General features: G+C 52.5%; 15 protein-coding genes. 4 read left to right on the top strand and 11 right to left on the bottom strand.

What is annotated here, in order from left to right:
- Positions 1–64 precede the first annotated feature (64 nt).
- The 9 genes from ACM5Q9_RS10205 to rpe form a co-directional block, all read right to left on the bottom strand.
- Positions 65–1,732, bottom strand: a complete 1,668-nt coding sequence (locus tag ACM5Q9_RS10205) for a DEAD/DEAH box helicase (protein ID WP_418144627.1) — start codon at positions 1,730–1,732, stop codon at positions 65–67.
- A 355-nt stretch (positions 1,733–2,087) separates the two neighbouring features.
- A complete protein-coding gene (locus tag ACM5Q9_RS10200; protein WP_418144626.1) occupies positions 2,088–2,849 on the bottom strand; it encodes a uracil-DNA glycosylase in 762 nt (253 codons plus the stop codon).
- Entirely contained in the window at positions 2,850–3,296 is a 447-nt protein-coding gene (locus tag ACM5Q9_RS10195; protein WP_418144625.1) for an HIT family protein, read from the bottom strand.
- A 4-nt stretch (positions 3,297–3,300) separates the two neighbouring features.
- Complete coding sequence (gene trpC, locus ACM5Q9_RS10190) at positions 3,301–4,092, bottom strand: indole-3-glycerol phosphate synthase TrpC (protein ID WP_418144624.1); 792 nt, start codon at positions 4,090–4,092, stop codon at positions 3,301–3,303.
- Positions 4,089–5,120, bottom strand: coding sequence for an anthranilate phosphoribosyltransferase (trpD, locus tag ACM5Q9_RS10185; RefSeq protein ID WP_418144623.1), 1,032 nt, complete (start codon positions 5,118–5,120; stop codon positions 4,089–4,091). The genes trpC and trpD overlap by 4 nt, the downstream gene beginning before the upstream one ends.
- Positions 5,117–5,689, bottom strand: a complete 573-nt coding sequence (locus ACM5Q9_RS10180) for an anthranilate synthase component II (protein WP_418144622.1) — start codon at positions 5,687–5,689, stop codon at positions 5,117–5,119. The genes trpD and ACM5Q9_RS10180 overlap by 4 nt, the downstream gene beginning before the upstream one ends.
- A gap of 22 nt (positions 5,690–5,711) precedes the next feature.
- A complete protein-coding gene (gene trpE, locus ACM5Q9_RS10175; RefSeq protein WP_418144675.1) occupies positions 5,712–7,235 on the bottom strand; it encodes an anthranilate synthase component I in 1,524 nt (507 codons plus the stop codon).
- A 237-nt stretch (positions 7,236–7,472) separates the two neighbouring features.
- The gene (locus ACM5Q9_RS10170) at positions 7,473–8,144 is read right to left on the bottom strand and encodes a phosphoglycolate phosphatase (protein WP_418144621.1); all 672 of its coding nucleotides are present in this window, start codon (positions 8,142–8,144) and stop codon (positions 7,473–7,475) included.
- A gap of 8 nt (positions 8,145–8,152) precedes the next feature.
- Complete coding sequence (rpe, locus tag ACM5Q9_RS10165; RefSeq protein WP_418144620.1) at positions 8,153–8,863, bottom strand: ribulose-phosphate 3-epimerase; 711 nt, start codon at positions 8,861–8,863, stop codon at positions 8,153–8,155.
- 91 nt (positions 8,864–8,954) lie between these two features.
- On the opposite strand from rpe, the gene apaG reads away from it, so the two are divergent.
- From apaG to ACM5Q9_RS10145, 4 genes are read left to right on the top strand one after another with little or no spacing between them, the layout of a single operon-like run.
- Positions 8,955–9,329, top strand: coding sequence for a Co2+/Mg2+ efflux protein ApaG (gene apaG, locus ACM5Q9_RS10160; RefSeq protein WP_418144619.1), 375 nt, complete (start codon positions 8,955–8,957; stop codon positions 9,327–9,329).
- A 15-nt stretch (positions 9,330–9,344) separates the two neighbouring features.
- Positions 9,345–10,619 carry a murein transglycosylase A gene (locus ACM5Q9_RS10155; protein WP_418144618.1) on the top strand — a complete coding sequence of 425 codons (1,275 nt, stop codon included), beginning with the start codon at positions 9,345–9,347 and terminating at the stop codon, positions 10,617–10,619.
- A complete protein-coding gene (locus ACM5Q9_RS10150; RefSeq protein WP_418144617.1) occupies positions 10,616–11,791 on the top strand; it encodes an FAD-dependent oxidoreductase in 1,176 nt (391 codons plus the stop codon). Before ACM5Q9_RS10155 ends, ACM5Q9_RS10150 begins: the two co-directional genes overlap by 4 nt.
- Positions 11,792–11,844: 53 nt before the next feature.
- Positions 11,845–12,603 carry a DsbC family protein gene (locus ACM5Q9_RS10145; RefSeq protein WP_418144616.1) on the top strand — a complete coding sequence of 253 codons (759 nt, stop codon included), beginning with the start codon at positions 11,845–11,847 and terminating at the stop codon, positions 12,601–12,603.
- A gap of 53 nt (positions 12,604–12,656) precedes the next feature.
- Here the strand turns inward: ACM5Q9_RS10145 and ACM5Q9_RS10140 are convergent, their stop codons facing one another.
- A complete protein-coding gene (locus tag ACM5Q9_RS10140; protein ID WP_418144615.1) occupies positions 12,657–13,382 on the bottom strand; it encodes a pyrimidine 5'-nucleotidase in 726 nt (241 codons plus the stop codon).
- 2 nt (positions 13,383–13,384) lie between these two features.
- The gene (gene argB, locus ACM5Q9_RS10135) at positions 13,385–14,290 is read right to left on the bottom strand and encodes an acetylglutamate kinase (RefSeq protein ID WP_418144614.1); all 906 of its coding nucleotides are present in this window, start codon (positions 14,288–14,290) and stop codon (positions 13,385–13,387) included.
- Between the last annotated feature and the right edge of the window lie 21 nt (positions 14,291–14,311).

The following is a 14,311-nucleotide window of genomic DNA, read 5'->3' as shown; positions in this document are numbered from 1 at the left end:
GCAATAAAAAAGGGAATCGTTAAAAACGATTCCCTTTGAATTTAAGCTTAACTAAATAGCTTGATTATGCCCAAGTGCGAGCAGTGGTTTTTTTCTTGCTATGTGAAAAAGCTTCTTTGTCACCTTTTCCAGACGGACGGTCGCTACGGGAAGCGGGGCGTGCCGATCTTGCGGGACGATCACCGAATGAGGGACGGTCGCCATAAGAAGGACGGTCACCAGAAGCTGCACGGGCAGGACGATCGCCATAAGATGGGCGATCACCGGAAGCTGCACGAGCAGGACGATCACCGTAAGAAGGACGATCTGCACGGGCTGGACGATCACCATAAGAAGGACGATCTGCACGGGCTGGACGATCACCATAAGAAGGACGATCTGCACGGGCTGGGCGGTCACCGTAAGAAGGACGGTCACCGGAAGCTGCGCGGGCAGGACGATCAGCAAATTCGCTACGTGGCTTGTCAAAAGAACCTTCCGGTTTGCCTTTTCTCATGGAAAAACCTGAGCGGGCAAATTCCTTGCCTTTGCTGAATTTTCGATCACCGCCGCCGCCTTTGCCACTTTTGCGTCCGCGTGAGCTTTCGGCGGTTTTGGTGGGCTCAAGGCCTTCAATCGTATCGGCATTCAGGGTTTGGCCAATGAAATGTTCAATACGGCGGATTTTGTGTTTTTCGCTGTGGGTAGCCAGCGTGAAGGCCAGACCGTTTCTTCCGGCACGACCAGTACGGCCGATGCGGTGAACATAGTCTTCGGCCTGCATTGGCAGGTCATAGTTGATGGCGTGGCTGATGCCTTGCACGTCAATACCGCGGGCGGCAACATCGGTGGCCACCAGAACACGCAGGCGACCGCGCTGAAGCTGGGTCAGGGTGCGGGTACGCTGGCGCTGGTTCATGTCACCATGCAGGGCGGATGCCGAGAAACCTTCTTCGTCAAGGCGGTCAGCCAGGGCGTCGGCACCACGCTTGGTTGCGGTGAAAACAATCGCCTGTTCAACAGAGGCGTCACGCAGCAGGTGATCAAGCAGGCGCATTTTGTGTGCCGCGTCATCTGCGTACAACAGTGTTTGCGTGATGTTGGTGTGTTTTTGTTTCTGGTTTGAAATGTCAATGCGTTTGGGTTCATTCAGCATTTCTGCGGCCAGGCGGGCAACAGAACCTTCGAATGTTGCAGAGAACATCAGGGTTTGGCGGCTGGCCGGTGTTTTGGCCACAATGCTTTCAATATCTTCAATGAAGCCCATGTCCAGCATGCGGTCGGCTTCGTCCAGAATGAGGGTGTGAACCTGTGACAGGTTGACGCGTTTTGCATTCAGGTGGTCGATTAAGCGGCCTGGAGTGGCAACCAGCACGTCTACGCGACGCGATAGCATTTTGATTTGGGCGCCATAGGGCATGCCGCCAACCACGGTGGCAATACGCAAGTCTTGAATACCTTGGCCATAGGTTTTGGTGGCTTCAGCAACTTGCTGGGCCAATTCACGGGTTGGGGTCAGTACCAAAACCTGTACACCTGCACCTTTGTTGGCAGGCATGTTTGCGATGCGATTCAGGGAGGGTAGCATGAAGGCGGCTGTTTTGCCGCTGCCGGTTTGGGCAGAAACAATCAGGTCATGCCCTTCGAGTGCCTGAGGAATAGAGGCGGACTGCACGGAAGTCGGTTCGGTATAACCGGATTTTTGCAGTGCAGACAGAAGAATGGGCGATAAACCAAGAGTGTCGAATGACATAAGTGTCCTTAAAGTGTTAAGTAACAAGCCTGGGGATGTGTCTGTATTGCGCAGAAACATCAAATACCACAGGCATGGACGAACACGATAGGACGCGATTCATGCGAAGTATGAATGTGTGAGCAAACAGAAAACGAAAGGGGTAAGGCCAGACGAGTTGTTGATCGGAGCATCGTGCCGACCGGATCAACCAATGGATGTATTTAAACAGCGCAGGTCAGGAGGTAGGAGCGATGATGGTTGGCATGAGGGCTGAATTAGCCGTAAGACTGCTGAATAAAATGCCAATCAATTTGCAGTAAGAACCGTATCATAGAGGGTTTTTACTAACTTGTAAAGATGAAAAGGCGTTAAATCAGATATTTAAGTCAAGTTGTTGTATTTGTTTTGTATCTGTTTGTTTCAGTGACCAGTTGATGGTGGTTAATCCATTGGCTAAAAGCCATTCATTGCAGGCCTGGAAATGCCCATTGCCAAGAAAAGGCTCGGGTGGACGGCTGGCCGATAAAGGAGAAGGGTGGTTGCTTTTCAGGATAAGGTGGTTGCCTTTGCCTGCCATGATCAGGGGGATTTTGCTTTGGGCGTGGGCACCCCATAACAGGAAGACACAATGAGGCTGGTTGGCAAGATGGTGGATGACAGCGTCGGTAATGCTGTGCCAGCCTAGCCTGGCATGGGAGGCCGGCTGGCCGTTTTCAACGGTAAGCACGGTATTCAGCAGCATGACGCCCTGACTAACCCAGGCATTCAGGTCATTTCGTTCAAGCTTGATGTTATTGTATTCACTGGCAAGTTCCTTGAATATATTGCGCAGGCTGGGCGGTGTCCTGATGTTGTCGGGTACGGAAAAAGCCAGTCCTTGTGCCTGGCCGGGGCCATGGTAGGGATCCTGGCCCAGAATGACTACCTTGATGTCGTCCGGTCCCAGCTGCTCGAAGATTTTGAACGGCGCTGCAGGATAGATAATGGCACCTGCCTGCAGCCGTTTGTCCAGGAAACGGTTAATGTTGTCCAGTACCGGTTTAATGGCAGGTTGGCTGAACAGGCTTTGCCAGTGCGGGTGGCAGCGCTTGAGCTGGTCGAAAAGTGAGCCATTGAAGCAATTTGATGCAGTCATTTAGATTTTTGTCAGTGCAAGCGCCAGGGCCTGGTGATAGGCCGGTTTCAGTCGGTTCATTTCAGCCAGGTGCTTATGCCATTCGCCTGGCGCTTCGTTATCGGTAAAGCGTGGGTTGCCCCAGGTAGAACCGGGGAAGTGCCGGTCTTGCCTGAAACGGGGAATGATATGCCAGTGCAGGTGCGGCACCATATTACCGAACTGGGCCAGATTGATCTTGTCCGGGCTGAGCAGGTGTCGCTGAATCGATTCCACGCAAAATACATAGCGCATGAAGGCTATTTGATCTGCCGCGGGCAGGTCGGTCATTTCCTTGACGTGCTGTTGCCATATGATGCGGGTATAGCAGGGGTAGTCCGGTTCATTGGCATTGATGACGCGAACCTGCTCATTTTGCCAAATGAGCGATTCATTGCTGGCCCTGCACAAGACGCATGAGTCAGTCATTGACTTATTCCCTGATGAAATCGGCCAGGGCCAGGCCCGGGTCGGGTTCACGCATGAAGGCTTCACCAATCAGAAATCCATACACATGATGGTCTTTCATTTTTTGTATGTCTTCATGTGAGTGAATGCCGCTTTCGGTAATTACGGTGCGGTTTTCAGGAATAAAGGGCAACAGGTCCAGGGTGTTCTGCAACGAGGTTTCAAACGTACGCAGGTTACGGTTGTTGATGCCGATCAGATTGGTTTTAAGCTCCAGGGCGATGTCCAGTTCAGCACGGTCATGGACCTCGACCAGGACATCCATGCCTAGTTCAAATGCCAGTTTTTCAAATTCCTTGAGCTGTTCTTTGGACAGTGCCGACACGATCAGCAAAATACAGTCGGCTCCCATGGCGCGGGCATTGATGATCTGGTAAGGATCAATCATGAAATCCTTGCGCAACACGGGTAGCGGACAAGCAGCCCGGGCCTGGCGCAGGTAGTCGTTTGAGCCTTGGAAAAACTGGACATCGGTTAATACGGACAGGCAGGCCGCACCATTGGCGGCATAACTGCGGGCGATCTCGGGCGGATTGAAGTTTTCCCGGATAATCCCTTTTGAAGGTGAGGCTTTTTTGATTTCCGCAATCACCGCAGCCTTGCCGGCATCGATTTTTTCGCGCAAGGCATTGGCAAAACCACGGACATCTTGCCGGGCCTGGGCTTCACGCAGCAGGTCCGCTTCGCTGCGGATCTGTTTCTGGGAAGAAACCTCTTCTTTTTTGACTGCCAATATATTGGCTAAAATATCGCTCATGAGTTGAATTTCCTTGTGAATGCGCAGAATTCTTCCATTTTAGCCTTTGCTGCGCCGGACGCAATCAATTCACGCGCCTGGTGGATGCCTTCCTGGATCGTGGCGGCTTTGTTACCGGTATAAATGGCCAGGCCGGCATTGAGAATAACAATATCGCGGGCCGGCCCTTCATGGTTATCCAGGGCCTCAAGTATTTTTTCCAACGACTCTTCCCGGTTATCTACTTTCAGGCTGCGGTTGGAGACCATTTGCATGCCAAAATCTTCAGGGTGAATTTTATATTCACTGACGACACCATTTTTCAGTTCGCCAACCAGGGTGGCAGCGCCCAGAGAGGCTTCGTCCATGCCATCAAGGCCGTGGATGATAAGCACGTGATTGGCGCCCAGTTGCTGCAAGACACGAACCTGAATGCCAACCAGGTCGGGGTGAAAAACCCCCATGAGCTGGTTGCCTGCCTTGGCCGGGTTGGTCAGGGGGCCTAGGATATTGAACATTGTCCGAACACCCAGTGCCTTGCGTACCGCGGCTACATTTTTCATGCTCGCATGGTGGTGAGGGGCGTACATAAAGCCGATGCCGGTGTTTTCAATACACTCGCGAACCTGGTCGGGTTGCAATTCGATCCTGGCGCCCATGGCTTCCAGGGCATCGGCACTGCCAGAGGATGAAGAGGCGCTGCGGTTGCCGTGCTTGGCAATTTTCACGCCTGCTGCCGCGGCAACGAACATGGCAGTGGTTGAAATGTTGAAGGTGTTGCTACCATCGCCACCAGTGCCGCACATGTCCAGCAGGTCATCCGTGTTGTCCAGGTTGACCGGTGTGGCAAACTCGCGCATGACAGTTGCCGCGGCGGTCAATTCGCCCACGGTTTCTTTTTTGACCCGCAGGCCCATCAGCAAGGCGCTGGCAATGGTTTCTGGTACTTCGCCATTCATCAGCTGGCGCATCAGGTGCAGCATCTCATCGTGGAATATTTCACGGTGTTCAATACAACGGGTCAGCGCTTCGGTATAGGTGATTTTCATTTTTTGCTCATATCCAGAAAATTTTGCAGGAGGGCATGTCCATGTTCGCTGAGGACAGACTCGGGATGGAATTGCACGCCATAAATCGGTAAGGTTTTGTGGGCCACACCCATGATTTCACCGTCTGCGGTTTCGGCCGTGACGGTCAGGCAGTCGGGCAGGGTTTCGCGTTCGATGGCCAGCGAGTGATAGCGGGTAACCGTGAAGGGGGATGGCAAACCCTTGAAGACATCGGTGCCGGTATGGGTAATCGGGGAGGTTTTGCCATGCATGATTTGTTTGGCGCGGATAATCTTGCCGCCAAAGGCTGCACCAATGGATTGGTGCCCCAGGCAAACCCCCAGAATGGGTTTTTTACCAGCAAAGTATTTGATGAGCTCCACTGAAATACCAGCCTCGGCGGGCGAGCAGGGACCAGGTGAAATACAAATCAGGTCGGGATTGAGGGCAGCGATTTCTTCAACGGTCATCTGGTCATTGCGCACGACCCGGACATCTTCACCCAGCTCGCCAAAATATTGCACCAGGTTATAGGTGAATGAATCATAGTTATCAAGCATCAGCAACATGTTGTTATCCTTTTTATGACTGTTAAACGGGTTGGTCAAGGCCGTACTGGACCTGTTCTGCCGCACGCAAGACGGCGCGTGCCTTGGCTTCGGTTTCGAGCCATTCTTTTTCGGGGTCGGAATCGGCCACGATACCGGCGGCCGCTTGAACGTAAAGCATGCCGTTTTTAATTACGCCGGTGCGAATCGCGATCGCCACATCCATGGTGCCGTTGTAGCTTAAGTAGCCAGCAGCGCCACCGTATATGCCACGGCGTACCGGTTCAAGTTCGTCGATGATTTCCATAGCCTTGACTTTGGGTGCGCCGGTCAGGGTGCCGGCAGGAAAGGAGGCGCGCAGGACATCGATGGCGCCCATGCCTGGCTTGAGTGTGCCCTTGACATTGGAAACCAGGTGCATGACATGCGAGTAACGTTCAATATTCATCTGGTCGGAGACTTTGACCGTGCCGGTTTGTGCCACGCGGCCCACATCGTTGCGGGCCAGGTCAATCAGCATGACATGTTCGGCGATCTCCTTGGGGTCGGCCCTGAGTTCTTCAGCCAGTGCGGCGTCTTCCGAGGGGGTCTCGCCGCGCTTGCGGGTGCCAGCCAGGGGACGGATGGTAATGGAGGACTGCTCCTGCTTGTTTTCATCCAGGAAAACCTCCTGGCGAACCAGGGTTTCAGGTGAGGATCCTACAACGTGGAAATCACCGAAGTTCCAGAAATACATGTATGGAGAGGGGTTCAGGGAACGCAGGGCCCGGTACAGGGAGAGGGGGGAATCACGGAATGGCTTGGCAATCACCTGGCCTACCTGGACCTGCATCAAATCACCGGCAGCAATATGCTCCTTGGCTTTCAGGACGGCATTGATGTAGTCCTGTTTTTTGAAGTCACGGATTTCTTCGGTGACCATGCTGGGCAGGCTGTAAGGAATTTCAACCGGTTTGCGCAGCATGGTACGCAGTTTAAGAAGGCGTTTTTGGGCTTTACTATAGCTTTCAGGTACGGCCGGGTCGGCATAGATCATCAGATAGGTGCGACCAATCACGTTGTCTACAATGACCAGCTCGTCAACCTGCATTAGCATGATGTCGGGGATGCCTTCTTCCTGGCCATGCGGGAAAGGTTTGACGGCTGGGCCAAGGCTGGGTTCGATGTTGCGAACGGTATCGTAGCCGAAGTAACCGGCCAGGCCACCGGCGAAACGGGGAATGCCAGGGCGGGTTGCTACCTTGAAACGTTGCTGGAAATTTTTGATGAATTCAAGCGGATCACCTTCATGGGTTTCAACTACCTGGCCATCGGTAATGACTTCGGTGTGCTGTCCGCTTGCCTTGATGACGGTTTTGGCAGGCAAGCCAATAAACGAGTAACGGCCAAACTGTTCTCCACCTACCACCGACTCCAGCAGACAGCTCATGCGGCCTGATTCTTTGCCGGTATGGGCCAGTTTGAGGTAAATCCCCAAGGTGGTATCCAGGTCTGCGTAGGTTTCCTTGACGATCGGAATACGGTTGTAGCCTTGTGCTGCTAATGCGTTGAATTCAATTTCAGTCATCATATTGGTCTCATTTTTTTTCAATTAGACCGGGCAGAAATAAAAAAACCCGGTCTAGCCATACAGGTTACCGGGAATTTTTGTTTACTGCTTGATTGACTTTAAGGATGCGTGGACACGCCTTTTTACTTGAAAATCCCGGAACACAAACGCCACCAGCGCCAATAATTGGCGCAATAAGAAGAAGCGAATGCATTAAAAAGAGTTTTCATGGGCGTTGCTGTTTTCCTGAATCTATCATTGATTTGCCAGCCATTGGGCTGCGCTAGTCATGGAGTCAATAATAGCATCTACTTTAAGGGTTTGTACACTATTTCCTTCGTTATATCCATAAGGCAGGATCAGCACGGGCATGCCAGCCGCCTGCGCTGCCTGTACATCGTTAATCGAGTCGCCAATAAATACGCTGTTCTCGGGCGGATGGCCCAGTTTTTCGCACGCATGTAATAGCGGTTCGGGATGTGGTTTTTTTCTTGCGCAGGTATCACCTGACACAATGAGATCAAAAAAACCGATCAGGCCGGTGTGGGTTAGCAGGGGCAGGGTGAATTCCTCGGCTTTGTTGGTTACCACGGCCAGTTTGAGGCCTTGCCTTTTCATGGCTTTCAGGCCATCAATGACACCGGGGTAAACCGTGCTGCCATCGCCGTTGACCAAATGGTAATGCCGGATGAAAATTTCACGCGCCTGATTGAAAACCTCGGGAGGGAGCGCTTGCTTTTCAAGGCTGGCATTGATGGTGCGGGCGATCAGGTTGTCGATGCCTTTGCCTACAAAGCTGGCAATGACATCTTGTCCCAGGGTATGCATGCCCAATTCCATGCGCATGGCGTTGGCAGCCTGCGCAAGGTCGGGAATACTGTCTACCAAGGTTCCGTCAAGGTCGATGAGTACGGCGTTGATGGTCATGGTGGCCTTTAGCCTGCCGATGCAAGCGAGGCTTCGCCTTTGGCGATTTCGCGGCGCATTTCAGCGATGATGGAGGCATAATCGGCCTGGCCGAAAATGGCGGAACCGGCCACAAAGGTATCTGCACCGGCGGCACGGATCTGGGCGATATTGTCGGTTTTTACGCCACCGTCAACTTCGAGTAGAATGGGTTGGCCACCCGCGTTTTGCCATTGGTTGATGCGCGCGCGGGCCTGGCGCAGTTTGTCCAGGGTGTTGGGAATGAATTTTTGTCCGCCAAAACCCGGGTTGACCGACATCAGCAGGATCACGTCGAGCTTGTCCATGACATGGTCCATGAAGCCAAGCGGAGTGCCGGGGTTGAAGACCAGGCCTGCCTTGCAGCCATGGTCCCGGATGAGTCCCAGGCTACGGTCGATGTGACGGGAAGCCTCGGGATGGAAAGTAATGATATTGGCCCCTGCCTTGGCGAACATCGGGATCAGGCTGTCAACCGGTTCACACATCAGGTGGACATCAATGGGAGCGGTGGTGTGAGGGCGAATCGCTTCGCAAACCATTGGGCCGATCGTCAGGTTGGGGACATAGTGGTTGTCCATGACATCAAAGTGGATCCAGTCGGCACCGGCTTGAACGACAGTGCGGACTTCTTCTCCCAGACGGGCAAAGTCGGCGGACAGGATGCTGGGCGCAATTCGGGTAACATGCTGTAATGACATGATGATTTTTCGTAATTATGGGTGGTGGAAGTACAATAAGCGGTTATTATTTCACATAAAATAGTGTGATAATTCATTCAGGAGAATTCTTTTGAAATCTGACAGCATCGAGGTTGAAGTCATTCCGCAATATCTGCCGGAGCAATCGGATCCTGAAAAAAGGCAGTATTTTTTTATCTATACGGTACGTATCAGGAATAACGGCTTGTTTGCGGCACAAATCATCAGCCGGCACTGGATTATCAAGGATGGCAACGAGCAGGTCCAGGAAGTCAGGGGACTGGGCGTGATCGGGCAGCAGCCACTGATTGCCGTAGGGGATACGTTTGAATACACCAGCGGTTGCCCGCTCAGTACACCCTATGGCACCATGAGGGGCAGTTACCATTGTGTTGGTGAAAACGGGGTGCCTTTCGATGTGGATATTCCCGAATTCGTGCTTACCATCCCCCGCACCCTACATTAAGAACGGAAAAGCGTAATGATGAAACTTCGTCTTCTGGTCCTTGCAGTCAGTTCGGCAGTATTGCTGGCTGCCTGCTCGGGCGGTACCCCCTATGTCCCTGGCGAAAAAACCGAAGCGGTTGCCATTGACGCACCCTTGGCGGTGCCACCTTTGTCTGCATTTGCACAAACGGCCCCGCGTAAACTGTCGGGACAGTATACCCAGATGTCCTGGTCCGACTTGCCTGGATGGGATCAGGCGCAAGTAGACAATCTCTGGCTGACCTTGGTGAACAATTGCCGTGGCCTGATGCGACCTATCTCAGGTTCGCTGACCATCCCGGCACGAGCCACGCCACAGGCGTGGCAACCTGTTTGCAAGGCGGTTGCCGAGTCAGGGCAGCCTGCCCGCAGCAATGATGCTGCTTTCGTCAAGCGTTTTCTTGAAACCTATTTGCAGCCCTGGAAGGTTTCCGGTGCAAATGGCAGCAGCAACACGGTAACCGGTTACTATGAACCGGTTGTCAGGGGCGCTTTGTCGCAAGAAGGTCAGTACCAGTGGCCCATGTACGCACCGCCCGCAGATTTGCTAACTATCGACTTGGGCAGCGTTTATCCCGAGTTGGCCGGCAAGCGCATTCGGGGCAAGCTGGTTGACAATAAAGTCGTGCCCTACGATACGCGCGAACAAATTAATGCCAGCGCCAACAAACCGCCGGTTATTGCCTGGCTGGATGACCCCGTTGAAGCGTTTTTCCTGCAAATCCAGGGCTCTGGCCGAGTCCTGCTCGATAACGGAGAAACCCTGCGCCTGGCTTATGCCGATCATAACGGCCGCCCGTATACTTCTATCGGCAAGTGGCTGGCCGATAAGGGTGAAATGCCTGCCAGCAAAGCATCCATGCAAAATATCAAGGCTTGGGCCAAGGCCAATCCCGGTCGTGTCAATGAAATGCTGAATGCCAATCAGGCGATGGTTTTTTTCCAGCCTGAAAATGTGACTGATGAAGCGATTGGCCCCAAAGGGGCGTATGGCATTCCTTTGATTGCTGAAAGGTCAGTGGCGGTTGATCCCGCTTTTGTGCCGCTGGGGTCTCCCCTGTTTTTATCAACAACCCAGCCAGGCTCTTCAGCCCCATTAAACACGGTGGTGTTTGCCCAGGATACCGGCGCAGCCATCAAGGGGGCCGCACGGACTGACTTTTTCTGGGGTAGTGGCCCCGAGGCCGGTAATCGGGCTGGTAAAATGAAGCAGCAGGGAGAAGTTTGGATTTTATGGCCTAAACAGGCTGGAGCACCGAGTGCAAGATGAGTAAATATGATGTAGTGGTTTGCGGTGGCGGTATTGTTGGACTGTCCTGCGCGCTGGCTTTGGCCAGGCAAAGAGTAAATGTGTGTTTGCTGGGGCCCAGGAAAAAACCCATGGCCAATCTGGGGCAGCAGTATCATCCCAGGATTTATGCGATTTCTTCAGCCAGCCAGCTTTTTCTGCAGGAGCTTGGCGTGTGGAGTTCCATTCCTGCTGAACGGATTGTGCCCGTTGAAAGCATGGAAATCCATGGTGACCGGGACGGCACGGTGGTGCTGGATGCCTGGCAGGCGGCACAGGCCGAGTTGGCCTGGATCATGGAGTCGGGTGAAATAGAGCAGGCCTTGTTCCAGGCGGTGCAGATCTTTGGTGTGCCCTGGATTGACGACAAAATGCAAAGTTATTCACCTGGTCAGGTGGTCACTGAAAAGGGCCAGACCGTACAGGCTAGTTTGTTTATTGGTGCCGACGGTGCCCTGTCCCCTTTGCGCAAGGCAGCGGGCCTGGCGCATGAGGCAAAGCCTTATGGTGATACTGGTCTGGTCCTGCAATTAACTACTGAAAAACCGCATTTGAATACGGCCATCCAGTGGTTTCGTCCCAATGGCATTCTGGCTTTCCTGCCATTGCCCGATACCAATGATGGCCATCAGGTTTCCATGGTATGGTCATTGCGGGATGAAGAGGCCAAAGTGCTGCAGGCCATGAGCCCCGAGCAGCTGGCTATAGAGTTGCCACACAGGCTGGATGAAATCACGCAGGGCAGGTTGGGCAAGGTAAGTGTGCGCAGCTCCATGTACGGCTTTCCACTGACACTTGAAAAAGCGAACATGGTGGCATCGGGCATTGCCCTGGTGGGGGATGCCGCCCATCGTGTGCATCCCCTGGCGGGTCAAGGCCTTAATCTGGGGCTGGTTGATGCGCGGGTTTTATGCCGCATATTGACTGAAAAGGAACCTTTTCGGTCATTTGGAGATCTTAGAGTATTGGAACGCTATCAAACCGAACGCGCGGAAGCCATTCTGGCCATGCGGCTGGCTACTGATGGCTTGCATAAGCTGTTTGGCACGCCATCATCGGGTCCTTTGGCCTTCTTGCGCAATGCTGGTATGGATGTTGTGCAACGCTTGCCGTTTGTCAAGCAGCGTTTGATTGCCGCTGCCTCCGGGCTTTAATTGATCTTTATATATGGTGGGCAGGGGCCCGCTTTACACAGGAAATTGTTGGAATGAAATTGCATTTGAATAAATGGGCAAGGCTTAAGGCATTATCGGTCTGTTGTATGCTGGGCCTTGCTTGTTCACCCCTTATGGCACAAGAGGCAACAAACACAACTGACAACATTAAAGCAGCCATTGCCTCTGCCTTCGAGGTAGATGTTACTGCCGTCGAGAAAACCCCTTATGAGGGTATTTATGAAGTCCAGATGGGTGCCAATATTGTGTACACCACTGAAAAAGCCGATTTTGTGATTGCCGGCAACCTGATTGATGCCAAGACCAAAGCCGACGTCACCAGTGAAAGGGTGGCCAAATTATCCGAAGTCCCTTTTGATACCTTGCCGATTGAAAAGGCGGTAAAACGGGTTATTGGTAATGGCGAAAGAAAAGTGGCTATTTTTGAAGACCCCAATTGCGGCTATTGTAAAAAGCTGTACAAAGAGTTTGAGGAAGTTGATAACGTAACTGTCTACACGTTCCTGATGCCTATCTTGGCGCCGGACTCCATGGTGAAAGCCAAAAATATCTGGTGTGCCAAAGATCAGGCCCAAGCATGGGGAAACTGGATGGGCAAGAACGAGACCCCGCCAGCGGCAGAATGTGAAGAAACCCCCATCAGCAGTCTTCTTGCCTTGGGCAGGGATCTGGGTGTGCAGGGAACCCCTGCCATGTTTTTTGGGGATGGTAGCCGTATCAATGGTTATATGCCAGCAAAAAACATTAATGAAGTCCTGGACAAGCAAAGTCGGGTGATTAGCCAGAATTAAGCGGTAATACCCAATCCGTACCTAAAAAGGCCGGCGTATATATGCCGGCTTTTTTATGTATAAGAAAACGGATGGCGTAAAAGCTCGTGAACCGACTTCACTCGCAGGTCAACATAAGCAGGGCGGATTTTATGTTTTGAGCTGAAGGGGGTGCCCGCATTGAAAATATGCACTGTTTTCAGGTGCAGCTGCTTGGCGATTTTCAGGTTTTTCAGGGTATCTTCCACCAGTATGGTTTCAGTGGGTTTGCACTTGAGCTGGCAAAGCAGCTGGTGCATGAGTGCGGGTGAAGGTTTGGGACGAAAGGTGCCTTGCAGGCACATTTGGTCAATTGAACAGATGCCGGCAAAGCAATGACGGATGCCCAGGGTATCAAGGACCGAGCAGGCATACGAGTGAGGGGCATTGGTCAGGATGTATTTGATGCCAGGTGCTTCTTGCAATAGCCTTGCCAGGTTTTTCTCGGGTTTGACAAAATCAGGCGCATGAAAGTCGTGACTCATGTGCAGGAAGCGTGAAGCATTTACACCATGATGGCGTTCCATGCCAATCATGGTGGCACCGTAACGTTCCCAGTATTTTTGCCGTAATGCGGTAGCCTGCACAAAGCCGATATCAAGCGCTTTCATGATGGCTTTGGTCATGCTGACATCAATTTGGGCAAACACGGCATGGGAAGCATCGTGCAGGGTGTTGTCCAGGTCAAAAAGCCATACACGCTCTGTTTTTTTGTGTATGGCTTTTGTGCTTAGGGGCTTGATCAGGTTGGAACTGGCCATGCTTAAGCAGTGATCATGGTGCCTACGCCTTTATCGGTAAGGATTTCAAGCAGCAGGCAATGCGGAACACGGCCATCAAGGATATGGACAGAGTTGACCCCGTTCCTGGCGGCATCCAGTGCCGATGAGATCTTGGGCAACATGCCACCCGAGATGGTGCCATCGGCGAAAAGCTCATCAATAACCTTGGCAGAAAGACGGCGTAGCAGATTGCCTGATTTGTCGAGCACGCCCGGAGTGTTGGTCATCATGAGCAGCTTTTCAGCCAACAGGACTTCGGCCATTTTGCCAGCCACAACGTCGGCGTTGATGTTGTAGACATCGCCATTTTCAGGGTCGTAGCCAATCGGAGAGATGACAGGGATAAACTGGTCATCTTGCAGGGCCTTGACAACGGCAGGGTCAATGCTGGTGATGTCGCCTACATAACCGATATCCAGGGGCGCTTCAGGATTTTCCCGGTTCGGCATTAATTTTTTGCGTGCTTGAATAAGGCCGCCATCCTTGCCGGTCAGGCCAACTGCCTTGCCACCGGCTTCGTTGATCATCATGACGATGTCCTGCTGGACCTGACCACCCAGAACCCATTCAACCACTTCCATGGTGTCTGCATCGGTAACCCGCATGCCCTGGATGAAATTGCCGTCTTTACCCAAACGCTTGAGGGCGCTGTCGATTTGTGGGCCACCACCATGGATGACGATGGGATTCAGGCCAATCAGCTTGAGCAGGACAACATCGCGGGCAAAGCTGCGTTGCAGGCTTTCTTCGATCATTGCGTTGCCACCATATTTGATAACAACGGTTTTGCCATGAAAACGGCGAATATAAGGCAGGGATTCGGAAATGATATCCGCTTTTACAGAGGGCGGAACAACATTGATATCCTGTGGCAAAATGTCGGTCATTTTTTGGTCACAAATTAAAAA

Origin of the sequence: Advenella sp. RU8 (assembly GCF_048381675.1) — a bacterium.
Lineage (GTDB): Bacteria > Pseudomonadota > Gammaproteobacteria > Burkholderiales > Burkholderiaceae_B > Advenella.
The sequence above is the reverse complement of the archived record's forward strand: the minus strand, read 5'-3'. Positions and strand labels throughout refer to the sequence as shown.